23 protein-coding genes are annotated in these 21,661 nt (G+C 72.6%); 11 read left to right on the top strand and 12 right to left on the bottom strand.

Annotation, left to right across the window (positions count from 1 at the left end; genetic code table 11):
* Positions 1-70: 70 nt before the first annotated feature.
* Entirely contained in the window at positions 71-787 is a 717-nt protein-coding gene (locus A3CE_RS0112445; RefSeq protein WP_026468411.1) for an adenosylcobinamide-GDP ribazoletransferase, read from the top strand.
* A gap of 88 nt (positions 788-875) precedes the next feature.
* On the opposite strand, the gene A3CE_RS59285 is transcribed toward A3CE_RS0112445, so the two are convergent.
* Positions 876-1,340 carry a MarR family winged helix-turn-helix transcriptional regulator gene (locus A3CE_RS59285; RefSeq protein ID WP_084642065.1) on the bottom strand — a complete coding sequence of 155 codons (465 nt, stop codon included), beginning with the start codon at positions 1,338-1,340 and terminating at the stop codon, positions 876-878.
* Here A3CE_RS59285 and A3CE_RS0112455 point away from each other — a divergent pair.
* Positions 1,326-2,012 carry a helix-turn-helix transcriptional regulator gene (locus tag A3CE_RS0112455; protein WP_026468412.1) on the top strand — a complete coding sequence of 229 codons (687 nt, stop codon included), beginning with the start codon at positions 1,326-1,328 and terminating at the stop codon, positions 2,010-2,012. The genes A3CE_RS59285 and A3CE_RS0112455 overlap by 15 nt on opposite strands.
* Here the strand turns inward: A3CE_RS0112455 and A3CE_RS0112460 are convergent.
* The 5 genes from A3CE_RS0112460 to A3CE_RS0112480 form a co-directional block, all read right to left on the bottom strand.
* Positions 1,996-2,352: a VOC family protein gene (locus A3CE_RS0112460; RefSeq protein ID WP_020640424.1), complete on the bottom strand. Its 357-nt coding sequence runs from the start codon at positions 2,350-2,352 to the stop codon at positions 1,996-1,998. The genes A3CE_RS0112455 and A3CE_RS0112460 overlap by 17 nt on opposite strands.
* Before the next feature lie 82 nt (positions 2,353-2,434).
* Positions 2,435-3,475 (bottom strand): Rv2231c family histidinol phosphate aminotransferase CobC, encoded by a 1,041-nt coding sequence (gene cobC, locus A3CE_RS0112465; protein ID WP_020640425.1) that lies wholly within the window; start codon positions 3,473-3,475, stop codon positions 2,435-2,437.
* Positions 3,462-4,799, bottom strand: a complete 1,338-nt coding sequence (locus A3CE_RS0112470; protein ID WP_043790826.1) for a cobyrinic acid a,c-diamide synthase CobB — start codon at positions 4,797-4,799, stop codon at positions 3,462-3,464. The genes cobC and A3CE_RS0112470 overlap by 14 nt, the downstream gene beginning before the upstream one ends.
* On the bottom strand, positions 4,793-5,407 hold the full coding sequence (gene cobO / locus A3CE_RS0112475; protein ID WP_020640427.1) for a cob(I)yrinic acid a,c-diamide adenosyltransferase: 615 nt from the start codon (positions 5,405-5,407) through the stop codon (positions 4,793-4,795). The genes A3CE_RS0112470 and cobO overlap by 7 nt, the downstream gene beginning before the upstream one ends.
* Positions 5,407-7,350, bottom strand: coding sequence for a putative cobaltochelatase (locus tag A3CE_RS0112480; RefSeq protein WP_026468413.1), 1,944 nt, complete (start codon positions 7,348-7,350; stop codon positions 5,407-5,409). The genes cobO and A3CE_RS0112480 overlap by 1 nt, the downstream gene beginning before the upstream one ends.
* Before the next feature lie 67 nt (positions 7,351-7,417).
* On the opposite strand from A3CE_RS0112480, the gene A3CE_RS0112485 reads away from it, so the two are divergent.
* The 6 genes from A3CE_RS0112485 to A3CE_RS0112510 are packed head-to-tail and all read left to right on the top strand — an operon-like array spanning position 7,418 to position 14,903.
* Complete coding sequence (locus A3CE_RS0112485) at positions 7,418-8,602, top strand: bifunctional cobalt-precorrin-7 (C(5))-methyltransferase/cobalt-precorrin-6B (C(15))-methyltransferase (protein WP_020640429.1); 1,185 nt, start codon at positions 7,418-7,420, stop codon at positions 8,600-8,602.
* Positions 8,603-8,648: 46 nt separating this feature from the next.
* Positions 8,649-9,410 carry a precorrin-4 C(11)-methyltransferase gene (gene cobM / locus A3CE_RS0112490; protein WP_020640430.1) on the top strand — a complete coding sequence of 254 codons (762 nt, stop codon included), beginning with the start codon at positions 8,649-8,651 and terminating at the stop codon, positions 9,408-9,410.
* Positions 9,407-10,423, top strand: a complete 1,017-nt coding sequence (locus A3CE_RS0112495) for a Gfo/Idh/MocA family protein (RefSeq protein WP_020640431.1) — start codon at positions 9,407-9,409, stop codon at positions 10,421-10,423. The genes cobM and A3CE_RS0112495 overlap by 4 nt, the downstream gene beginning before the upstream one ends.
* Complete coding sequence (locus A3CE_RS0112500) at positions 10,420-11,139, top strand: cobalt-precorrin-6A reductase (RefSeq protein ID WP_020640432.1); 720 nt, start codon at positions 10,420-10,422, stop codon at positions 11,137-11,139. The genes A3CE_RS0112495 and A3CE_RS0112500 overlap by 4 nt, the downstream gene beginning before the upstream one ends.
* Complete coding sequence (bluB, locus tag A3CE_RS0112505) at positions 11,136-11,795, top strand: 5,6-dimethylbenzimidazole synthase (protein WP_020640433.1); 660 nt, start codon at positions 11,136-11,138, stop codon at positions 11,793-11,795. The genes A3CE_RS0112500 and bluB overlap by 4 nt, the downstream gene beginning before the upstream one ends.
* Before the next feature lie 18 nt (positions 11,796-11,813).
* Positions 11,814-14,903, top strand: coding sequence for an arabinosyltransferase domain-containing protein (locus A3CE_RS0112510; RefSeq protein WP_020640434.1), 3,090 nt, complete (start codon positions 11,814-11,816; stop codon positions 14,901-14,903).
* Here the strand turns inward: A3CE_RS0112510 and A3CE_RS0112515 are convergent, their stop codons facing one another.
* From A3CE_RS0112515 to A3CE_RS0112535, 5 genes are read right to left on the bottom strand one after another with little or no spacing between them, the layout of a single operon-like run.
* Entirely contained in the window at positions 14,904-15,266 is a 363-nt protein-coding gene (locus A3CE_RS0112515; protein WP_020640435.1) for a WD40 repeat domain-containing protein, read from the bottom strand.
* 39 nt (positions 15,267-15,305) lie between these two features.
* The gene (locus A3CE_RS0112520; RefSeq protein WP_020640436.1) at positions 15,306-16,793 is read right to left on the bottom strand and encodes a precorrin-2 C(20)-methyltransferase; all 1,488 of its coding nucleotides are present in this window, start codon (positions 16,791-16,793) and stop codon (positions 15,306-15,308) included.
* On the bottom strand, positions 16,790-17,413 hold the full coding sequence (locus A3CE_RS0112525; RefSeq protein WP_020640437.1) for a precorrin-8X methylmutase: 624 nt from the start codon (positions 17,411-17,413) through the stop codon (positions 16,790-16,792). The genes A3CE_RS0112520 and A3CE_RS0112525 overlap by 4 nt, the downstream gene beginning before the upstream one ends.
* The gene (locus A3CE_RS0112530; protein WP_026468415.1) at positions 17,410-18,483 is read right to left on the bottom strand and encodes a precorrin-3B synthase; all 1,074 of its coding nucleotides are present in this window, start codon (positions 18,481-18,483) and stop codon (positions 17,410-17,412) included. The genes A3CE_RS0112525 and A3CE_RS0112530 overlap by 4 nt, the downstream gene beginning before the upstream one ends.
* Positions 18,484-18,487: 4 nt before the next feature.
* A complete protein-coding gene (locus A3CE_RS0112535) occupies positions 18,488-18,802 on the bottom strand; it encodes a DUF6191 domain-containing protein (RefSeq protein ID WP_020640439.1) in 315 nt (104 codons plus the stop codon).
* Positions 18,803-18,911: 109 nt separating this feature from the next.
* On the opposite strand from A3CE_RS0112535, the gene A3CE_RS0112540 reads away from it, so the two are divergent.
* From A3CE_RS0112540 to A3CE_RS0112550, 3 genes are read left to right on the top strand one after another with little or no spacing between them, the layout of a single operon-like run.
* Entirely contained in the window at positions 18,912-19,838 is a 927-nt protein-coding gene (locus A3CE_RS0112540) for an ABC transporter ATP-binding protein (protein WP_026468416.1), read from the top strand.
* Positions 19,835-20,686 (top strand): ABC transporter permease, encoded by an 852-nt coding sequence (locus tag A3CE_RS0112545; protein ID WP_020640441.1) that lies wholly within the window; start codon positions 19,835-19,837, stop codon positions 20,684-20,686. The genes A3CE_RS0112540 and A3CE_RS0112545 overlap by 4 nt, the downstream gene beginning before the upstream one ends.
* Before the next feature lie 2 nt (positions 20,687-20,688).
* On the top strand, positions 20,689-20,922 hold the full coding sequence (locus A3CE_RS0112550) for a helix-turn-helix transcriptional regulator (RefSeq protein ID WP_020640442.1): 234 nt from the start codon (positions 20,689-20,691) through the stop codon (positions 20,920-20,922).
* Here A3CE_RS0112550 and A3CE_RS0112555 read toward each other — a convergent pair.
* A complete protein-coding gene (locus A3CE_RS0112555) occupies positions 20,919-21,647 on the bottom strand; it encodes a hypothetical protein (protein WP_020640443.1) in 729 nt (242 codons plus the stop codon). The genes A3CE_RS0112550 and A3CE_RS0112555 overlap by 4 nt on opposite strands.
* Positions 21,648-21,661 lie beyond the last annotated feature (14 nt).

Consider the following 21,661-nt stretch of genomic DNA (forward strand, 5'->3'; position numbering starts at 1 on the left):
TGGACAACTCGGCCTTCGCCGGCCCGGCTGTGGACAACTCGAGGTGAGCCGCTGGGTCGATGCCGCGCGGATGGCCGTCGGGACGCTGACCACCGTGCCGGTCCCGGCGCCGCGCGTCATCGATCGGCGGGTGGCCGGGCGGGCCATGCTGCTCTCGCCGCTCGCGGCGATTCCCCTGGCCGCTGCCGCCGGGGGGATCGTCTGGGCGGGGTCCGCCGCCGGGCTGCCCGCGCTCGGCACCGCGGCGCTCGCCCTCGGTGCCGTCGCGCTCGGCAGCCGGGGCCTGCACCTCGACGGGCTCGCCGACACCGCCGACGGCCTCGGCGCCTCCTACGACCGCGCCAAGGCCCTCGAGGTCATGCGCCGCGGCGATTCCGGTCCCACCGGGGTCGCGACCCTCGTCCTGGTTCTCCTCCTCCAGGTCGGCGCCCTGACCGCCGCCAACCCGATCACCGCGGCCGCGGGCGTGCTCGTCGGCCGGTGCACGCTCTCGATGGCGTGTGCGCGGGGCGTTCCGCCGGCCCGGCCGGAGGGCTTGGGCGCCACCGTCGCGGGATCAGTGCCCCGCACGGCCGCGATCGCCGTCGGGGTGGCGGCCGCCGGGCTCGCTGTGCTCCTGCCCGGACTGCCGTGGTGGCGCGGGCCGCTCGCGGTCCTCCTCGCCTACGGCGTCGCCGGGGCGCTCCTGTGGCGATGCACCAAGCGGCTCGGCGGCATCACCGGCGACGTCCTCGGCGCCGGTGTCGAAGCCGCCGTCGCGGCCGCGCTGCTCGCGCTGTCAACCTAGGTCCGGTAAGTCATCGGAGCCAGCGCACCGTTCGACAACGTTGCGGTGCTTGCGGATCTCAGCATCGAAGGCGGGCGACCGAGACCGGCTATGGGTGGTGCGGGGTTCGCATTTTCGTCAGCAGCGCGAGCAAGGTGTCCTGTTCCTGCGCGTCGAGACCGGCGAACAGCCCGGAGGCGTGCAGCCGCGTTCTGAGCGCATCCCACAGTTCGTGGCCGTGTTCGGTGAGGGTCAGGGTGCGCTTGCGGCCGTCGGCGGGATGAGGCTGACGGGCGACGAGTCCCATGCTCTGGAGTTTGTCGGCGGCGAGACTCACCGTGGAAGGGTCGCAGTGCAGGCGGGCTGCCACATCCCGCATCGTCGGCGGCTCGGTTCCCGGGACAAGCGCCCACAGCGTCCCCGCCCCACGGAACAGACGATCATCGACACCGCCACCGCCCTCAGCGCCGGACCACGACAGGGCCAGGCCCGTCGCCCGGCAGGTACTTGGTGAAGCAGGTAACCGAAACTGTCGTACCCCCTCCTTACAGTGATCGACGTGAACCGAACCGATCGTCTTTACGCCCTCGTCGAAGAACTGCGCGCCGTCGCGCCGCGGCCGCGCAGCGCGCGGTGGCTCGCGGACCGGTTCGAGGTCAGCGTCCGCACCATCGAACGGGACATCGGCGCCCTTCAGGAGTCCGGCACGCCGATCTACGCCGAGGCCGGCCGCACCGGTGGTTACTGCCTCGACAAGGCGCACACCATGCCGCCGGTCAACCTGACGTCCGGCGAGGCCGTCGCGATGGCACTCGCGCTGAAACACCTGGAGGGCACCCCGTTCCGCGCGGAAGGGCGCTCGGCGCTGCGCAAGCTGGTCGCCGCGATGCGGCGGGAGGAGGCGGATGCGGCGCAGGACCTCGCCGCCTGTGTCCACCTGCTCGGCGGCGGTCCCATCCCGCCGATGCCACACGTGCTCGGTATCCGCCGCGTACTGCGCATCCGGTACGTCGACCGCGAAGGCAAAGCCACCCGGCGGGAGGTCGAGCCGCTCGGCTACGTCGGCAAGCCCGCGCACTGGTACCTCGTGGCCTGGTGCCGGCTGCGCCGGGAGATCCGGGCATTTCGCACCGACCGGATCACCTCCTTCACCGTGACCGCCGAGGTGCCGCCGCTTCGCCGGCTTCGCCCCGAGGACCTCGACATCCCGTACGGCGACGTCGAGCAGCTCAGTTTGGCGGGGTGAACACCGAGAAGCGGTTGCCCGCCGGGTCGAGCAGGTGCGCGAACTTCACCCCGACGGGGTTGACCGTCGGCGGCCGTTGCACCTGGCCGCCGGCTGCCGCCGCCCGTTCGCAGGCCGCTTCGACGTCCTCGACGAGCACGGTGAAAATCGCGTAGTCCTCCGTGCCCCTGGCGAGGCCGCCGCGCGAGCCGCCGGTGTCGATCACCCGGTACGCCGGGTCGGTGCTCGCCGACTCGTCCTGGACTGTCTTCCAGCCGAAGACGTCGCCGTAGAACCGTTCGGCGGCCGCCGGGTCCGCGGCGCCGATCTCGAACCACGCGACGTCGTTGAATCCAGGCATGTCGTTCCTTCCGCTGCCGAGCCGGGCGTTTCCCGGTCTGCGCCCACTCTCGACCTCGGTGGCGACAACCCCCTGTCGGTGTTTACGAAATTTCGCGCACCGCGGTCAGGAACGCGTCCGTCGTCGCGCGGTCGCGGACGGCCAGTCGCAGGTGGTCCGGGCCGAGACCGGGGAACGTGTCCCCGCGGCGGACCGCGTAGCCCGCCTCACGCAGGCGCGCGCGCAGTGAAGCGCCATCGGGCACGCGGACCAGCACGAACGGGCCGCGGGGGTCGCCCAGCACCGGTACCCCCGCCGCCGTCAGGCCGGACACCAGGTACTCGCGGTCCGACTCCGCCGCGATCGCCAGCTTTTCCGCTTCCTCCAAAGCGGACGGACGGCAGCACGCCACCGTCGCCACCCCGGCCAGCGTGGACACCGACCAGGGCACCTGGACCGCCCGCAACCGCTCGACGACGTCGGCCGAAGCGAGCACGTAACCCGCTCGAAGCCCCGCCAGGCCCCACGTCTTCGTCAGGCTGCGCAGCACGACGACGCCCGGGAAACCTGGCGCCAGGCTCTCGACCTCGCCCGGGATCGCGTCCAGGAACGCCTCGTCGACCACGAGCAGCCGTCCGGGCCGGGCCAGGGAACGCAGGACCGCGGCCGGGTGCAGCACGGAGGTCGGGTTCGTCGGGTTGCCGACGAACACCAGGTCCGCGTCGGCCGGCACGAGCGCCGGGTCGAGGACGAAACCGTCCGGTTCGGCCAGGATCACGCGCGAGACCTCGTGCCCCGCCGCCCGCAACGCCGCTTCCGGCTCGGTGAACTGCGGATGCACGACCACCGCGCGACGCGGCCGGAACGCCGAGGCCAGCAGCGTGAACGCCTCCGCCGCGCCCGCGGTGACCAGCACTTCGGCAGGAGGACGGCCGTGCCGTGCGGCCACCGCCTCCGTGGCGTCCACCGAGGACGGATAGGCGGCGAGGTCGTCCAAAGCGGACACCAGCTCCGCACGCAACCACGCGGGCGGCCGCGGCAACCGGACGTTCACGGCGAGGTCGACCAGCCCCGGCGCGACCTCGCGGTCGCCGTGGTGATGGAGGTCGTATCCTCCCGCGGAGGCGGAATCAGCCACCGCCATACGCCCGGGCGCTCGCGGCGAACCGGTGCGCCAGCTCGGGGTACCCGGCCCAGTGGACGTGCAGGTAGGACGCGTGCAACGTCGGCGACGCGAAGCCGTCCAGCTGCCGGTCCCAGCCCCAGGCCGCCGAGCCGCCGTGCGACGGCGTCACCTCGGTGCGGTGGAATTCGTGCCCGGTGACGCGCTGGCCGGCCGTCGCCAGCAGGTTGTCCTCGACGGCGACCGCGCGCCGGTAGCCGAGCTTGCCGCGGGCGGTCATCTTCGCGTCCGCGGGCACCGCGCCGACCATCGGCACGCCGTCCAGGGATTGGCACAGGTACAACAGGCCCGCGCATTCGGCGCTCACCGGCATCCCGCGTTCGATCGCGGAAGCCACTTCGGTCCGCAACGCCGTGTTCGCCGACAGCTCGGCCGCGTGCACCTCGGGGAACCCGCCACCGAAGTACAGCCCGGCGCAGCCGTCCGGCAACGCCTTGTCCCGCAAGGGATCGACGTCGACGACATCGACGCCGCACGCGGCCAGCAACTCGACGTTTTCGGTGTAGCGGAAGGTGAACGCCGGCCCGCCCGCGGCCGCGACCGTCACTCGGGAACCGTCCACACCGGACGGTTCCCACGGTGCCGCCGAAAGCCGCGGCGCCCCGGAAGCGATCCGGACGATCGCCTCGACGTCGACGCCGTCGGTCACCCACGCAGCGAGCGCGGGCAGCACGCGTTGCGCCTCCGCGGCCCGTTCCGCCGCCGGGACGAGCCCGAGGTGCCTGCTCGGCGCGTGGATCTCTTCGTTGCGGTACAACGCGCCCAGCAGCGGGACGCCGGTGGCTTCCAGCGCGGACGCGATTTCGTCGAGGTGCCGCTGCGAGCCGAGCTTGTTGAGGATGACGCCGGCGAGCCGCACCCGGTTGTCGTAGTGGGCGAACCCCAGGACCGTCGCGGCGACACTGCGCGAAGCCGCCGAAGCGTCGACGACCAGTACCACCGGCGCGTCCAGAAGACGGGCCACGTGCGCGGTCGACGCGTAGCCCTCGGTGCCCAAAGCCCCGTCGAACAGGCCCATGACGCCCTCGATGACCGCGATGCCGGCGTCGCGGGAGCCGTGCCGCAGCAAGGGAACCAGCCGGTCCTCACCCTGCAGGAACGGGTCCAGGTTGCGCGCGGGACGTCCGGTGGCGAGGGCGTGGTAGCCCGGGTCGATGAAGTCGGGCCCGACCTTGTGCCCGGAAACGCGGTGCCCGGCCGCCCGCAGCGCCGCCATCAGCCCGGCGGCGATCGTGGTCTTGCCGTGCCCGGAGCCGGGCGCGGCGATGACCACGCGCGCTACCACTCGATCCCCCGCTGGCCCTTCTGGCCGGCGTCCATCGGGTGCTTGACCTTGGTCATTTCCGCGACGAGGTCGGCAGCGTCGATCAGCTCCGGCGGCGCATACCGGCCGGTGATGACGACGTGCTGGTGCCCGGGCCGCGAGGCCAACGTGGACACCACGTCGCCGGCCTCGAGCCAGCCCCACTTGAGCAGGTAGGAGAACTCGTCGAGGACGTAGAAGTCGTGCGTCTCGGCGGCGAGCCGGCGCTTGATCTCCGCCCAGCCTTCGCGCGCGTTCTCCGCGTGGTCCTCCTCGCTGCCGGTCTTGCGCGCCCAGCTCCAGCCTTCGCCCATCTTGTGCCACTCGACCGGCCCGCCCTGGCCGGTGTCGTCGTGCAGCTTCCCCAGCGCGCGGAACGCGGCTTCCTCGCCGACGCGCCACTTCGCCGACTTGACGAACTGGAACACGCCGATCGACCAGCCCTGGTTCCAGGCGCGCAGCGCCATCCCGAACGCGGCCGTCGACTTGCCCTTCATCTCGCCGGTGTGCACGGCGAGCAGCGGCCGGTTGCGGCGCTGGCGCGTGGTCAGGCCGTCGTCCGGGACGACGCCGGGTTTGCCTTGGGGCATCAGGCGGCCTTTCCGGTCCGGGCGCGGACGGCGTCCGCCAGCGATTCGGCGGCGACGCCGGCGAGGGGAACATGCTCGGCGCCGAGGTGGGCGGCGAGGTCGGCGGCCAGGCCGAGCCGCATCTTGCCGCTCTCGCAGTCCATCACGACGGTCGTGACGCCGGTGAGCAGCCCGGCCGCGGCCTGGGCGCGCGCGACGGCGTCCGGGCCGCTGGTGGCGCGCCCGTCGGTGACGACGACCAGCAGCGGCCGCCGCCGCGGGTCACGGATCTCCTCGACACGCAGCACGCGCGCGGCTTCCAGGAGTCCTTCGGCCAAGGGCGTACGGCCGCCGGTCGGGAGGCCTTCGAGGCGGGACGCGGCCGCGTCGACGCTGATGGTCGGCGGCAGCGCGAGTTCGGCCGCGTCACCGCGGAAAGTGACGAGCCCGACCTTGTCGCGGCGCTGGTAGGCGTCGAGCAGCAGGGACAGGACCGCGGACTTGACCTCGCGCATCCGGGCCTTCGCGCCCATCGAGCCGGACGCGTCCACGCAGAACAGCACGAGGTTGCCCTCACGGCCTTCCCGCAGCGCGAACCGCAGGTCCTCCGGCCGCAGCTTCAGGCCGGCACCGGCCCGGCCACGGGCTTTCTGGTGCGGCGCCGCGGCTTTCACGGTCGCGACCAGGTGCGGCCGCCCCTCGCGGACACTCGCGGGCTGGACGCCGACGGTCCGGCCGCTGTCGGTGATCGCGCGTGAACGGCGGCCGCGTTCGCCCTCGCCCATGCCCTTGACTCGGAACACGCGCGCCTTGAACGTCTCCCCCGCGCCGACGGTTTTCTGCCGACCGCCACTCTGCTTTGGTTCGCCTTGCGGCGCGTTTTCACTCCCCTGCGGCTCGGACGCTTCCGGTGGCGTCGAACCGGATCCAGGACCGTCGTCCTCGGGTCCCGGGTCCGGTTGGGCGTCCTGCAGGGCCTGCTCCAGCTGCTCTTCCGAGATCCCGGGCGCGTCGAAGGGGTTCCGGCGGCGGCGGTGCGGCAACGCGAGCCGCGCCGCGACGCGGACGTCGTCGGTCGTGACCTCGTCGCGGCCGGCCCAGGCCGCGTGCGCGACCGCGGTGCGCGCGGTGACGATGTCCGCGCGCATGCCGTCGACCTCGAAGGACGCGCAGACCTCGGCGATCCGGCGCAGAGCGTCGTCGGGGAGCTTGACCGCGGGCAGAAGCCGTTGCGCCGCTTCGATGTCCGCGGCGAGCTGGGCGTCTTCGGCGGCGTACTGCGCGGCGAAGGCGTCGGGATCGGCTTCGTAGGCCAGGCGACGCCGGACGACCTCGACGCGCTGCTCCGGGTCGCGGCTGGAGGCGACTTCGACGGTCAGCCCGAAGCGGTCCAGCAGCTGCGGCCGCAGCTCGCCTTCTTCCGGGTTCATGGTGCCGATCAGGACGAACCGGGCCGCGTGCGACACCGAGACGCCCTCGCGTTCCACGGTCGCGCGGCCCATCGCGGCGGCGTCGAGCAGGGTGTCGACGAGGTGGTCGTGCAGCAGGTTGACCTCGTCGACGTAGAGCAGCCCGCGGTGCGCGGCGGCCAGCAGGCCCGGCTGGAAGTCCGTCACGCCTTCGGCCAGCGCGCGTTCCAGGTGCAGGGAGCCGATGACGCGGTCTTCGGCCGCGCCGACCGGCAGCTCGACCAGCTTCGCCGGACGGCGGTGGCTCGCTGCGCCTTCGTGCGGGCCGTCCGGGCAGAGCGGGTCGGGGGCCGCGGGATCGCAGGAGAAGCGGCAGCCGGCCACGACGTCGACACGGGGGAGCAGGCCCGCGAGCGCGCGGACCATGGTCGACTTCGCCGTGCCTTTTTCACCGCGCACCAGCACCCCGCCGACGGCGGGCGAAATCGAGGAGAGGACCAAGGCGAGGCGCAGGTCCGGCAGCCCGACGACGGCGGTGAACGGGTACGGCTTCAACAGCACTCCTGAACTCGGCGACCGGCCGATCATCGCACAGCGCCCGGCTCGCTTAGGGTGGGAAATCGTGCGCGAAGAATCACGTCGATCGGCGGCGGAAGCGGGCTCCGCGAACCGCCTGACCGTGGTCGGGATCGGGGCCGACGGCTGGTCCGGGCTGTCGGAACAGGCGAGGGCCGCGGTGCTCGCCGCCGACGTCGTGCTGGGCGCGCCCCGGCAGCTGGGCTACCTGCCCGACGGGGTCACGGCGCAGGCGTGGCCGACGCCGTTGCTGCCGGGGCTCGATGCGGTGATCGCCGAGCACGAAGGAGCCCGGATCTGCGTCCTGGCCAGCGGCGATCCGTTTTTGTCGGGGGTCGGCACTACGCTCGTGGCACATGGATATGAGGTCGAGGCGCTGCCCGCGGTCTCGTCGGTGACGCTGGCCCGGGCACGGCTGGGCTGGTCCGCCGAGGAGACCGAGGTGGTCACCATCGTCGGCCGGTCGTCGGCCCGCGTCGCCCGCGTGCTGGCGCCGCGCCGGCGAGTGCTCGTCCTGGGTGCCGACGCGCCCGCTCTGCGCTCCCTGCTCACCGTGCGGGGTTACGGCGAGAGCGAGCTGATCGCGTTGGAGAACCTGGGCGGGCCCGACGAGCGCGTTTCCGACGGCTGGACCGGCGATCCCGGTCCGCTGTCGGTGTTCGCGCTGGAGTGCGCGGGTCCGGCGTTGCCGCTGATCGGCATCCCGGACGACGTGTACGCCCACGACGGGCAGCTGACCAAGCGCGACCTGCGGGTGTCGGCGCTCGCCCGCCTCGCGCCGAGTCCCGGCGAGCTGTTGTGGGACGTCGGCGCGGGCGCGGGCAGCGTCGGCATCGAGTGGTCGCGGCTGCACGTGCTGAACCGCGCGATCGCTGTCGAGCGCTCGGAGGAACGGGCCGAACGGATCGGGCGGAACGCGTTGGACCTGGGAGTACCGGAACTGGAGGTGGTGACCGGGGAAGCACCGGAGGCGCTGAGCGCGCTGCCCGTGCCGGACGCCGTCTTCATCGGCGGCGGGGTGACGGCGCCGGGCGTACTGGACGCCTGCCTGGCGACGGGCGCGCGGCTGGTGGCACACGGCGTGACGCTGGAGGCCGAGCAGGTCCTGGCGCGCGCGTACGAGCAGCACGGAGGGGAACTGTTGAGGATCGGCGTAGAGCGGGCGGCCCCGCTCGGCGGGTTCACCGGCTGGACCCCGGCGCGGACGGTGACCCAGTGGAGCAACCGATGACCGGTGCACGCACCCCCTGCCGCCCACGCACGCCGGAGCGCGGCCGATGACCGTGCACTTCGTCGGCGCCGGGCCCGGCGCCGCGGACCTCATCACCGTGCGCGGCCGGGACCTGCTGGCGCGCTGCGGGGTCTGCCTCTACCCCGGCAGCATGACCCCGCCCGACCTCCTCGCGTACTGCCCGCCCGGCGCCGAGGTGGTCGACACCGCCGGCCTGAGCCTCGAACAGATCGTCGCCAAGCTGGTCGAAGCGCACCGGGCAGGTCACGATGTCGCGCGGCTGTGCTCCGGTGATCCGTCGCTGTACAGCGCCGTCGCCGAGCAGATGCGGCGGCTCGACGCCGCCGGCGTGCCGTACGAGGTCGTTCCCGGTGTGCCCGCCTTCGCCGCTTCGGCCGCAGCGCTGAAACGGGAGCTCACCGTGCCCGAGGTCGGGCAGAGCCTCGTCATCACCCGCGTCCAGGCGCGGTCCACGAAGATGCCCCCCACCGAAACCCTCGCCGCCTTCGCCGCGACCGGGGCCACGCTCGCCCTGCACCTGGCGATCAACTACGTCGAGCGGGTGACCGAAGACCTGAAACCGCACTACGGCGAAGACTGCCCGGTCGCCGTCGTCGCGCTCGCGACGCAGCCCGGCGAAACCGTCGTGCGCGGCGTGCTCGGCGAACTGCCGATGCTGGTCCGCGAAGCCGGGATGACGCGCGCGGCCACCATCTTCGTCGGCCGGGTGCTCGCCGCCACGAACTTTCCCGACAGCTTCCTCTATTCCAGTGCCCGCGACCGGGCGAACCAACCGGAGTCGTTGTGACCGAACTTCGCTGGGGCCTGCTGGCCGCCGGGACCATCGCCGCCCACTTCGCCGCGGGCGTCGAGGAGAGCAAGCACGGCAGGCCGGCCGCGGTCGCCGCGCGGGATGCCGACCGGGCGAGGGAGTTCGCCACGCGCTTCGACATCCCCAAGGCGTACGGAAGCTACGAAGAACTCCTCGCCGACCCGGACGTCGACGCCGTGTACGTCTCGACACCGCACGCCCTGCACAAGGAATGGGCCATCGCTGCCGCCGAAGCCGGCAAGCACGTGCTCTGCGAGAAGCCGCTGACGGTCACCGCGGCCGACGCCGAGGAAGTGATCACCGCCGCGCGCAAGCACGACGTCTTCCTGATGGAGGCGTTCATGTACCGGCTGCACCCGCAGACCCGGCGGCTGGTGGAGCTGATCTCGTCCGGCGCGATCGGCGAGGTCCGGGCGGTCGACACCACGTTCTCCTTCGACAGCAACCCGGAAGAAACCGCGCGGCTCGCCGATCCCGCGCTCGGCGGCGGCGGGATTCTCGACGTCGGGTGCTACTGCACGTCGCTCGCACGGCTGGTCGCCCAAGCCGCGACCGGGCAGGACGTCGTCGAGCCGGCCGAGGTCAGCGGGATGGCGCACCTGTCCGCCACCGGCGTCGACGAGTGGGCGACCGGCCTGCTCCGCCTGCCCGGGGACATCCTCGCGACGATCTCGTGCGGGATCCGGCTGACCCGCGAGGACGGCATCCACGTCTTCGGCTCGCGCGGGCAGATCCACATCCCGCAGCCGGCGTGGATCCACCCGCTGCGCAAGCCTGGCGTCTCGCGGATCATCCTGACCCCCGCCGACGGCGAGCCGGAGGTCATCGAGGTCGAAGCGACCCAGGGCGTCTTCGCGCGCGAAGCGGACCACGTCGCCGCGCACGTCGACGACCGCCAGGCGCCGGAGCTGACCTGGGCGGAGACCCTCGCCAACATGCGCACGCTGGACCGCTGGCGCGAAGCCGTCGGCTCCGGGCGCCGCGCGTGATCCTGATCCTCGGCGGAACCGGAGAAGCGCGGCAGCTGGCCGAAGCGCTGACAACGCGCGAAGTCCCCGTTGTCTCTTCGCTGGCAGGACGCGTCGCCCGGCCGAGGCTCCCAGTCGGCGAAGTACGCGTAGGCGGCTTCGGCGGCCCGGAAGGTCTCGCGCTCTACTTGCGAGAACACCGGATCGAAGCCGTCGTGGACGCCACGCACCCCTTCGCCGAGCGAATCGGGGCCAACGCGGTCAAGGCGGCCGAACTGACGAAGACGCCTCTCCTCCGGCTCGCCCGGCCGGGCTGGCAGCCGGGGCCAGGAGACGTCTGGCACTGGGCGGACGATCTCGCCGAAGCCGCGCGGATGCTCCCCGACCTCGGCAAACGCGTGTTCCTGACCAGCGGCCGCCAGGGCCTGCCCGCCTTCGCGCACCTCGACGACCTGTGGTTCCTCATCCGCTGCGTCGACCCGCCCGCGCCCCCGTTGCCCCGCCGGCACGAGCTGATCCTCGCCCGCGGCCCGTACGAAGTGGCTGCCGAGCGCGAGCTGCTCGGCCGGGTCGACGTCCTGGTCACCAAGGATTCGGGCGGTGCGCAGACCAGCGCGAAACTCACCGCCGCCCGCGAGCTGAACATCCCCGTCCTGCTGGTCAGGCGGCCGGAACGCTCCGGCACCGAGACCGCCGCAACCGTCCCCGAAGCCGTCGAATGGGTCCTGCACCGATGATCGAAGAGTTCTACGAAGTCCTGCGCAAGCGGCGGGACGTCCGCGGCGAGTTCACCGGCGAGCCCATCCCCGAAGCCACCCTGACGAGGATCCTCGAGGCCGCGCACGCCGCGCCGAGCGTCGGGCTCACCCAGCCGTGGGACTTCGTGCTGGTCGACGACGTCGAGACGCGCGAGAAGTTCGCGAAGCACGTCTACGAGGAACGAGAGGTCTTCGCGGGTCAGCTCGGCGAAGACCGCGCGAGCACCTTCGCGAACATCAAGATCGAGGGCATCCTCGAGGCGAGCCTCGGCATCGTCGTCACCTACGACCCGGCGCGTGGCGCGCCCGACGTGCTCGGCCGGCACGCCATCGCCGACGCCGGCCTGTACTCGGTCTGCCTGGCGATCCAGAACCTCTGGCTGGCGGCCACCGCCGAAGGCCTCGGCGTCGGCTGGGTGAGTTTCTACCGCGAACCCTTCCTGGGCGAGCTGCTCGGCATCCCCGACGGCATCCGGCCGGTCGCGTGGCTGTGCGCCGGCCCGGTGAGCCGGCTGGAGACCGAGCCGGACCTCGAGCGCCACGGCTGGCGCAGCCGCCGTCCCCTGACCGAGGCGATACACCACGGACGGTTCACCCCGCGTGACCCGGGGCCTGCGTCAGCCGCCACCGTCTGACCCGTTAGCGTTGCGCCGATGCGTCTGATTGCCGTAGCGCTGGGGCTGCTCTCGGCCTTGTGCGCGCTGGCTTTCCCCTTCCTGCCGGTGGTGCAGGACACGGCGGAGGTCGTCTGGCCGACCGGCAGCGACACCCGCTCCGTCAACGCGCCCTTGACCGGCTACTGGGCCCAGGACCTGCGCGCCGAACTGCCGTGCGCGGCCATCCGCTCGGTCGACGCCCGCACGAACGGCCCGGGCCTGCTGTTCGCCACCGTGCCGGACGGCCGCACCGACCCGAAGGCCGGCAACGGCGTCGGCCTGCAGCTGCGCGTCGACAACGGCGTGCTGCTCGCTTCCAGCCAGGGCCAGCAGATCGCCCAGCAGCCGCTGCCCGCGGAGAAGTGCGACGTCGAGCTGGACGTCGACGCGACGCAGATGACCCTCGCCGTGGCGGGGACGCCGATCTTCCACACCGGAGGCGACGCCCGGCCCCGCGTGGTCGGCATCTACTCCTCGATCAACTCGAGCAAGGACCCGATCGCCGGCCTGCACGTCTCGGTCGTGCCGGACACGCGCTACCAGACGTCGCCGACCGCGCTGAAGATCATCGTCGGCGTGATCGCCGTGCTGTCGTTGATCGGCTCCCTGATCGCGGTCTGGCGCCGCGACTCCGGCTCCGCCCGCCGCGCCCCGCGCTGGGCGCCGGTCGGCTGGTGGCGGCTGACGGCACGGGACACAACGGTGATCGCCGCGCTCGGCGCGTGGGTTTTCATCGGGCCGGTGACCTCGGACGACGGCTACATCCTCACGATGGCCCGGGTCACCGAGGCAACCGGCTACCTGACGAACTACCACCGCTGGTTCGGCGTCGCCGAAGCGCCGTTCGGCTGGTTCTACCACGTCTTCGAGCTGATGACGCACGTCAGCACGGTGCCGCCGTGGATCCGGCTGCCGTCGTTCCTGCTCGGCGTGCTCAGCTGGCTGCTGATCAGCCGTGAGGTGATGCCGCGGCTGGGCACCCAGATCCGCACCAGCCGCCCGGCCAGCTGGGCCGCCGCGACCGTGTTCCTGATCTGGTGGATGCCCTACAACAACGGCGTCCGCCCGGAACCGGTCGCCGCGCTCGGCTCGCTGCTGGCGATCTGCGCCGTGGAGCGCACGCTGGTGACACGGCGGCTGCTGCCGCTGTGCCTCGGCCTGTCCGCGGCCGGGTTCACCCTGGCCGCGACGCCGACCGGGCTGATCGCGGTGGCGCCGTTCCTCGTGGCCGCACGCCCGCTGTTCAAGCTGATCCGCCAGCGCGCGACCGAGAACGGCTGGCTCCCGGTGCTCGCGCCGGTCGCCGCGGCCGGGCTGCTCGTGCTGGTCGCGGTGTTCGCCGACCAGACGTTCGCGACGGTCCAGGAAGCGACGCGGATCCGCACCCAGGTGGGCCCGAACCTGTCGTGGTTCCAGGAGCTCTCGCGCTACCAGCTGCTGTTCGAAAGCCTGCCGGACGGCTCGGCACCGCGCCGCTTCCCGGTGCTGCTGGTGCTGCTGTGCACCGGCACCTGCCTGGTGATGCTGCTGCGCCGCGGCCGCATCCCCGGCGCGGCGCTCGGCCCGGCGCGGCGCTTGATCGGTACGACGGCGCTGTTCTTCCTGCTGCTGGCCCTGACGCCGACGAAGTGGACGCACCACTTCGGCGCGTTCGCCGCGGTCGGCGCGTCGATGGCGGCGCTGACCGCGCTCGCCACCGGCTCGACGGTGCTGCGGTCGAGCCGCAACCGCGCCGCGTTCCTCGCCGGGCTGCTGGTCGTCGCCGCGCTGGCCGCGACCGGGCCGAACACCTACTGGTTCGTCTCGCGCCTCGGTGTCCAGTGGACGAACGTGGCGCCGTCGATCGGCGGCATCGGCCTGTCCACGATCCTGCTGGTCGCGGCGGGGATCGCCGGGGTGTACGCGTTCGTCGAGAACGTCCGCGCGCACCGGCCGGGCCTGCCCGCGCAACCCCAGGAAGGCAAGCGCCGCGCGCTGCGGCTCGGTTCGCTGTCGCTGGTGGTGGTCTGCGGCCTGGTGGCGGCGGGCGAGTTCGTCACGATGGCGTGGGCGATCCACAACCAGGCCGGCAGCTACAGCCTGGGCGCGGCGAACGTCGGGCACCTGTTCGGCAAGAGCTGCAACCTGTCCGACCACGTGATGGTCGAGCGCGACGCGGCGACGAGCATCCTGCACCCGCAGTCCGAGCAGCGGACCGTCCCGGTGAAGCCGCAGGAAAGCTCGCCGCTGCCCAACCCCGACCAGGCCAACGGCCGCGCCCAGACCGGTTTCCACACCCGCCCGGTCGACGACAAGGACCCCCTGGCCGAGCCGCCGCACGGGTTCACCCCGGAGACCGTGCCGATGTGGTCGAGCTACCTCGACCCGGAGACGCGGGCGGGCCGGCTGCGCAGCGACTGGTACGCGCTGACGGAGAAGCCCGCGGACGGCCAGATCGTGGTGGCGACGGCGGGCGCGCCCCGCCGTCCGACGTCGGTCAGCCTCGACTACGGCGCCGACACCCCCGACGGCGTGAAGATCCTGCGCAGCCAGTTCATGCTGCCGCCGGGCTCGGGCACGGGCGGCTGGAACGACACCCGCATCAACCTGCGCGACCTGCCGCCGGAGACGAACGCGGTCCGGATCAACATCGTCGACAACGACCTGACGGAGGACGGCTGGATCGCGGCGTCGGCCCCGCGCGTGCCGACGTTCACGACGCTGACGGACCGGATCGGGTCGAAGCCGGTGTACGTCGACTGGCCGGCGTCGTTCGTGTACCCGTGCGTCCAGCCGGTGACGTCCCACGACGGGATCTCGCAGGTCCCGGACTACCGCATCACGGCGGGCGGCCTCGCGGACGAGGCCCAGTGGGCGTCCTCGACCAACGGCGGGCCGATCGGCTGGCTGGAGGAGCTGGCCGAGGAGCCCGAGGTGCCGAGCTACCTGATCGGCCAGCCGAGCCAGTCCTGGGGACAGCTGCTGCAGATCGAGCCGTTCACCGAGGGCATCGCGCCCACGGTCGTGCACGGCGAGAAGACGGTGCCGGGCTGGTGGTCGCCGGGACCGGGGCCGCGGCAGCCGAACGGCAAGGACCCGACGCGGTAGCTACGGGCACGGCGGGGCGTAGGGCACTCCCGGAAAGTACGTCCCCCACTCCGCCGGGGTGATCTTCGGATCCGCCAGCCCGCAGATCTGCCGGGCCACCCGCTCCGGATCCAGTTCCAGCAACCGGATGGTGCCCGCGCCGATCGCGACCCGCCGCCCGTCGGGCGCCGGCGCGATCGTGTACGCCGAGTCGGTGAAGCCGCTGAACGCCGCCGTCTGGACCGGGTGGGCGAGGTCCGACACGTCCCACAACCGCATCGAACGGTCATAACCGGCCGTGGCGATCAGGGTTCCCGACGGCCCGATCGACACCGACGCCACCGTGTCCGTGTGCCCGGTCAGCGCGGAGAACGTCACGGGCATCGGCTCACCGAACGGGCCGGCGTTCCTGACGGCGCTCGGTCAGTAACTCCGCGGGGTCCAGACGACGCCGTTCTCCGCGCGGGTCCTCGACGAGCCCACGATCAGCAGGCAGCGCATGTCCACTGTGGACGGATCGAGGTCCCCGAGCGTGGTGATCCGGATGTCCTCCTCCGGGCCGCCGACGTCCCGCGCGACCACCACCGGGGTCGCCGGGGCGCGGTGGCGGAGGAGGACGTCCCGGGCGTCGGCGAGCTGCGTCGTCCGGGACCGCGAAGCCGGGTTGTACAGCGCCAGCACCAGGTCCGCCGCGCCCGCCGCGTCGAGCCGTTTCTCGATGATTTCCCACGGCTTCAAGCGATCGGACAGCGAGAGCACGCAGTAGTCGTGCCCGAGCGGCGCGCCGACGCGGGACGCGGCCGCCTGCGCCGCCGTCACGCCCGGCACGATCCGCACCCGCACGCCCGTGCCGTGCCCGGCGGCGACCTGCTCCAGCACGGCCGACGCCATCGCGAAGACCCCCGGATCCCCGGAGGAGACCACGGCGACCCGGGCGCCCGAAGCGGCGAGCGACAACGCTTCGACCGCCCGGTCGGCCTCGACCCGGTTGCCGGACGCGTGCCGCCGCTGCCCGGCTTTCTGCGGCACGCGCGCGACATACGGCCCGTAGCCGACGATGTGCTCGGCCGCGTCGAGTTCCGCCGCGGCTTCCGGCGTCAGCCACTCCGGCCCCGCGGGGCCGAGGCCGACGACCACGACCTCGCCCGAAGCCGCGGCAGGTGACGCGGAAGGCGCGGGCGAAACACGCGACGCGTAAGCCGGGCTCGGCAGCAACGCCAGCGAGAAGTACGGGACCGTCGAAGGATCGACCGACCCGAACGGCTCGATCCGCTGCTGTCCCCAGGTCGCACGCTCGACGTACACGGCGTCGTCGAGCTTCCCCGCCTCTTCCAGCGCTTCCCGCACCGAAGAGAACGTCCGCCCGAGCTTCAGCACGGCCGCCGAGTCGGTGTCCGCGAGGCGCCGGGCCAGCTCCGGGGCCGGCAGCGTGCCCGGGAGCACGGTCAGTACCTCGTCGCGCTGCACCAGCGGCCGGCCGAGCACCGCCGACGCCGCGCTCACCGACGTCACCCCGGGCACGACGACCGCGTCGAACCGGCCGGAAAGCCGCTCGTGCATGTACATGTACGAGCCGTAGAAGAACGGGTCGCCTTCGCAGAGCAGGACGACGTCGCGACCCGCGTCGAGGTGCTCGGCCAGCCGCTTCGCGCTCAGCTCGTAGAAGTCGGCGATCGCGCCTTCGTACCCGCCCGGGTGGTCGGTCGTCTCGGTGGTGACCGGGTAGACGAGCTTCTCCTCGATCTGCCCTTCGCGCAGGTACGGCTCGGCGACCGACCGCGCGATGCTCCGGCCGTGCCGCGCGCAGTGGTAGGCGATCACCTGCGCCTCGGAGATCAGCCGGGCCGCCTTGACCGTCATCAGTTCCGGGTCGCCGGGGCCGAGCCCGACGCCGTACAGCGTGCCGGTCATTCTTCGGCGCTCGCGAGTGCGTTGATCGCCGCGACGGCCATGGCGCTGCCGCCCCGCCGTCCGTGGACGACCAGGTACGGCGCCGGAGCCCGCTTCGCGAGCTCCACTTTGGACTCCGCCGCGCCGACGAACCCGACCGGGACGCCGATGATCGCCGCGGGGGCGCCGACGCCTTCGTCGAGGATTTCCAGGAGGCGGAACAGCGCGGTCGGCGCGTTGCCGATCGCCACGACCGAGCCGGGCAGCTTGTCGCGCCACAGTTCCAGGGCCGCGGCCGAACGCGTGGTGCCCATGCGTTCGGCGAGCCCGGGCACAGCGGGGTCGGACAGCGTGCAGAGCACCTCGTTGTCCGCGGGCAGGCGGCGCCGGGTCACGCCGCTGGCGATCATCCGCGCGTCGCACAGGATCGGCGCGCCGGCTTCCAGGGCGGCCCGGCCGGATTCGACGACGTCGAGCGTGTAGCGCAGGTCGTCGACCAGATCGACCATGCCGCAGGCGTGGATCATCCGGACCGCGAGGCCCGCCACGTCGTCGGGCAGGATCGCCAGGTCCGCCTCCTCGCGGATCGTGGCGAACGAGTGCCGGTAGATCTCGGCACCGTCCCGCAGGTAGTCGATCACAGATTCCCCTTCAGCTCGTCGAGCGGCACCCACCGGCCGTCGATGCGGTAGCCCCCCGCTTCGGCGACAACGTCCACATGGGACTGCGACGGCTTCCCGCACCGCCGTTCGCAGCCCGAGAAGTGCGCGCGCAGGCCGGGCCGGAACACGGCGTCGGCGCGCACGTCGGCGCGCGACTTCGCGCAGCCCGGACGGCCGATGCACGCGCTGGTGCCCAGCGGCACGCCACCGAAACCCAGCCGCTCGAAGACGTCGGCGGGCACGTCCGGCAGGACCACGGACTTCCACGGCGTGACCAGCGCCGGGCCGAACCCGGCCAGCACCCGGGCCTGCGCTGCGGACAGCTGCCCGAAGCGGGGCACGACACCGGCCGCGAAGCCGCCGTCCCGCTCGATCAGCCCGGCCGGGACCGTGCCGTCGACCCGCGGCACCGGCGTCCCCCGCCACTCCGGGTCGTCGAGTTCGGCGACGCGCCAAGCGGCCCCGCGCACCCGGCAGAACTCGAGCGCGACCTCGACGAGCACCGAGACGGCGTCGGCGCGAAGCACCCGCCGTCCCGTGTCACCGCCCGCGAGCAGCAGCGTTCCCCCGGACGGGCCGGTCGCCCGCCAGCAGACGTCGGGGCTCTCTCCCGTGACGTCCCCGCGGCCGTCGTCGAAGGCGAAGAGGAAGCGGCCGGGCAGCGATGCCAGCTCCGGCGTCGAACACAGCGCGAGATCCAGCGCAGCCGCCAGGCCGCGGACGTCGGAGAGGCCGCCGCGCAGTCCGCTCAGGGGCGACGCCAGGACGTTCCGGACCCATTCGTGCGACGGCGACGGCAGCAGGCCGGCGTCGGTGAGCCGGGCGGCGAGGCCGGGCCGGGTGACGCCGCGCAGCTGGACGTTGCCGCGCGAGGTGAGGTGGAGGTCGCCGTCGCCGCAAGCTTCGGCCCCATCGGCCAGCGCGCGCAGCTGCGCTGCGGAAATCGTGCCGCCGGGCAGCCGCACCCGGGCCAACGGTCCGTCGGCGGCGTCGTGGGGTGCGAAAACACCAGGGCACGCGTCGGCTCGCACGCGCGCTGGGGTCGGCATGGGGTCACTGTAGCTGGCGGTTCTCCGGCTCCGGCGGGCCCGAACGGGGCCGGATCCGGGCGGTTCCGGCGTCCAGGTCCACGTCACGCCAGGGTGGTGCGCCTTCGGCGTCCTGCTCGACGAGCATCGACATCGTTTCCCGGTGTTCCAGCTCACGCCGCTTGGTGCCGTAGAGGAAGGCGGTGGTCTCTTCGATGTAGGTCGCGGACAGCCGCGCCTTGAAGCGCGAGCCGTTCTTGCGCGGCCGCAGTTCGATCGCCGCCATGACCAGCAGGATCACCACGCCGCCCGGAAGGGCCAGCCCCAGCCAAGTTCCCATGCCCGGCGAACCGGGTGACCGCCGGTCAAGTTCCCGGGACAGCAGAAGTCTCATCAGATGTAGTAGGTGTGCTACATTCAATCGCATCAGTCAGATGGGGGTGATCGCGATGAGAGATCCAGCCGATCCCGTTGTCCGCGCGCGCGGACTGCGGATGCGGTACGGCACGAACGACGTGCTCCACGGGGTCGAGTTCGAGGCGTACCGCGGCGAGGTCGTCTGCCTGCTGGGGCCGAACGGCGCGGGCAAGACGACGACGATCGAGATCCTCGAAGGCTTCCGCATGCGGTCGGCGGGCGAGGTGAGCGTGCTGGGCGTCGACCCGGCACACGGTGGCGAGGACTGGCGGGCACGCCTGGGGGTCGTGCTCCAGTCCTGGCGCGACCACGGGAAGTGGCGCATCCGCGAGCTGCTCGCGCACCTGGGCCGCTATTACGCGCCGTACTCGACGGCGTCGCACCCGCGGCCGTGGGACACCGACGAGCTGATCGCGACGGTCGGGCTCACCGAGCACGCGCACAAGAAGCTCAAGCAGCTCTCCGGCGGCCAGCGGCGGCGGCTCGACGTCGCGATCGGCATCGTCGGCCGTCCCGAGCTGCTGTTCCTCGACGAGCCGACCGCCGGGTTCGACCCCGAGGCGCGGCGCGAGTTCCACGACCTGGTGCACCGCCTGTCCGACGAGCTCGACACGACGATCCTGCTCACCACGCACGACCTCGACGAGGCCGAGAAGCTGGCCGACCGGATCCTCATCCTCAACGGCGGCCGCATCATCGCCGACGGCTCGGCCGACCAGCTGAGCCGGCAGGTCTCCGGCGAGGCCGAGGTCCGCTGGTCCGTCGACGGCCAGCGCTTCGTGCACCTGACGACCGAAGCGACGAAGTACGTGTACGACCTGTTCAGGCAGCACGGTGAAGCCGTCGCGGACCTCGAGGTCAGGCGGGCGTCGCTGGAGGACACCTACATGACGCTGGTCCGCCGGGCGGAGACCGGCGGCGAAACGGAGCTCGGCCTCCAGGAAGCGGGTGCGCGATGAACGCCAAGACCGCCGCACTGCGGTCCGGCCTGGCCCGCGGCTGGATCGAGTTCAAGCAGACGTGGACCAACATCGACGACGTGGTGGGGCAGCTCGTCTTCGTGGTGCTCTTCCTCGGCACGCTGTTCTTCATGCGGAACGCGACACTGCCCGGCACGTCGTTCTCACTCGGCGCGGCCACCGTGCCCAGCGTGCTCGGCGCCGGCATCGTGTTCCAAGGCCTGACCGGCGCGGCGGGCTACCTGGCCATCGACCGCGAAGACGGCACGCTGCTGCGGGCGAAGGCGACCCCGAACGGAATGCTGGGGTACCTGCTCGGGAAGACGACGGCGCTGTCGCTCGCCCAGCTCACGGGCCTGGCGGCGGTTCTGATCCCGTGCCTGTTCGCGTTCTCCGTGCTGGCGCCCGACGGCGTCTGGTCGTACCTGCACCTGCTCGGGGTACTGCTGATCGGCATGGCCGCGACGATGCCGATCGGCGCGGCGCTGGGTTCGCTGACCAACAGCCCGCGCTCGATCGGGCTGATCACCCTGCCGATCATGGGGATGGGCGCGATCTCGGGGATCTTCTACCCGATCACGGCACTGCCGGGCTGGGTGCAGGGCATCGCGCAGGTGTTCCCGATGTACTGGCTGGGCCTCGGGATGCGCTCGGCGCTGCTGCCGGACAGCGCGCTCGCCGTCGAAATCGGCCAGTCGTGGCGCCCGCTGCCGACCCTCGCGGTGCTCGTCGCGTGGGCCGTGATCGGATTGGCACTGGCGCCGGTCCTGCTCCGCCGCATGGCGCGGCGCGAGGCGGGTTCGTCGGTGGCCGAACGGCGGCAGAAGGCCATGCAGCGTGTGGGGTAGTCATGAGTGAGGTCGTCTACAACCGGATCGCGATGCTGCGCGCGGAGCGGTCGATCTCGCGGCGGCAGCTGGCGGAGGCCCTCGGGGTGCACTACCAGACGATCGGCTACCTGGAGCGCGGCGAGTACAGCCCTTCGCTGTACTTGGCCCTGCGGATCGCGGAGTTCTTCGAGGTGTCCGTGGAGGTGCTGTTCTCGACGACGCCCTTCCCGCGGCTGGGAGAACGCTCGGCTTAGGGCTTGCGCAGGTCGGCCTCGGCCAGCGCGCGGACGACGTCGTCGCGGCGGGTCTCCCGGACGGTCCGGTTGAGCTCGACGTGCAGGAACGGCGTACCGCCGGCGGCCTGGCTCTGGACGTTCGTCGTCCCGGCCAGGCCCCGGCAGGGCTCGGCCCAGGCCCGGCGGACGCGGAACCCGGCGGCTTTTAGCCGGTCCGCCGCCCGGCGGGCCGCGTCCCCGGCTTCGGCGGCCCCGGCCGAGAGGACGACGTCCGCCTCGGGCAGGGTGCGGTCCTTGAAGCCGTGCAGCTGGACCTGGGGCAGGCCGCGCCGGGCGAGCAGCGTGGTGACGACGTGGAAGACGGTCCGCGTGTCGTGCGCGGGGTCTTCCCGGCGGCGGTGCGCGCCCGCGACGGCCAGCACGGCGCCGGGCACCTGCCGGAAGAGCGCCAGGCCGATCAGGTCGGTCCGCAGGTCGGACGAGGGATGCGGCACCTCGACGACCAGTGACGGCGGCGCGGACCGGTCGATCGCGTAGAGCCCCCAGGCGCGTCCGGTGCCGGGTTCCTGGACGGCGAGCGCGTCGTCGTGGACGGAGAAGCCCAGGTCATCGAGGTGGTGCGGGGCCCGGTCGAGGAACGCGGCGAAGCCGGTTCCGGCGGTTTCGAGCTCGGCCGCCGTGGGGTGGCGGTACGGCTGCCGGGTCGACTGCGCGGCGGTGAAGCTCCGGAGAAGGGATTCCAAGCCACCAGGCTACC

Source organism: Amycolatopsis balhimycina FH 1894 (assembly GCF_000384295.1).
In the GTDB taxonomy this organism is placed as follows: domain Bacteria; phylum Actinomycetota; class Actinomycetes; order Mycobacteriales; family Pseudonocardiaceae; genus Amycolatopsis; species Amycolatopsis balhimycina.

Excerpts from the sequence above, each read along its gene's own strand:
- A3CE_RS0112545 (WP_020640441.1), top strand. The coding sequence starts at position 19,835 with ATGAACGCCAAGACCGCCGCACTGCGGTCCGGCCTGGCCCGCGGCTGG.
- A3CE_RS0112460 (WP_020640424.1), bottom strand. The coding sequence starts at position 2,352 with ATGCCTGGATTCAACGACGTCGCGTGGTTCGAGATCGGCGCCGCGGAC.
- A3CE_RS0112550 (WP_020640442.1), top strand. The coding sequence starts at position 20,689 with ATGAGTGAGGTCGTCTACAACCGGATCGCGATGCTGCGCGCGGAGCGG.
- cobO (WP_020640427.1), bottom strand. The coding sequence starts at position 5,407 with ATGCCCCAAGGCAAACCCGGCGTCGTCCCGGACGACGGCCTGACCACG.
- A3CE_RS0112540 (WP_026468416.1), top strand. The coding sequence starts at position 18,912 with ATGAGAGATCCAGCCGATCCCGTTGTCCGCGCGCGCGGACTGCGGATG.
- cobM (WP_020640430.1), top strand. The coding sequence starts at position 8,649 with ATGACCGTGCACTTCGTCGGCGCCGGGCCCGGCGCCGCGGACCTCATC.
- A3CE_RS0112445 (WP_026468411.1), top strand. The coding sequence starts at position 71 with ATGGCCGTCGGGACGCTGACCACCGTGCCGGTCCCGGCGCCGCGCGTC.
- A3CE_RS0112515 (WP_020640435.1), bottom strand. The coding sequence starts at position 15,266 with ATGCCCGTGACGTTCTCCGCGCTGACCGGGCACACGGACACGGTGGCG.
- A3CE_RS0112510 (WP_020640434.1), top strand. The coding sequence starts at position 11,814 with ATGCGTCTGATTGCCGTAGCGCTGGGGCTGCTCTCGGCCTTGTGCGCG.
- A3CE_RS0112530 (WP_026468415.1), bottom strand. The coding sequence starts at position 18,483 with ATGCCGACCCCAGCGCGCGTGCGAGCCGACGCGTGCCCTGGTGTTTTC.
- A3CE_RS0112535 (WP_020640439.1), bottom strand. The coding sequence starts at position 18,802 with ATGGGAACTTGGCTGGGGCTGGCCCTTCCGGGCGGCGTGGTGATCCTG.
- bluB (WP_020640433.1), top strand. The coding sequence starts at position 11,136 with ATGATCGAAGAGTTCTACGAAGTCCTGCGCAAGCGGCGGGACGTCCGC.
- A3CE_RS0112520 (WP_020640436.1), bottom strand. The coding sequence starts at position 16,793 with ATGACCGGCACGCTGTACGGCGTCGGGCTCGGCCCCGGCGACCCGGAA.
- cobC (WP_020640425.1), bottom strand. The coding sequence starts at position 3,475 with ATGGCGGTGGCTGATTCCGCCTCCGCGGGAGGATACGACCTCCATCAC.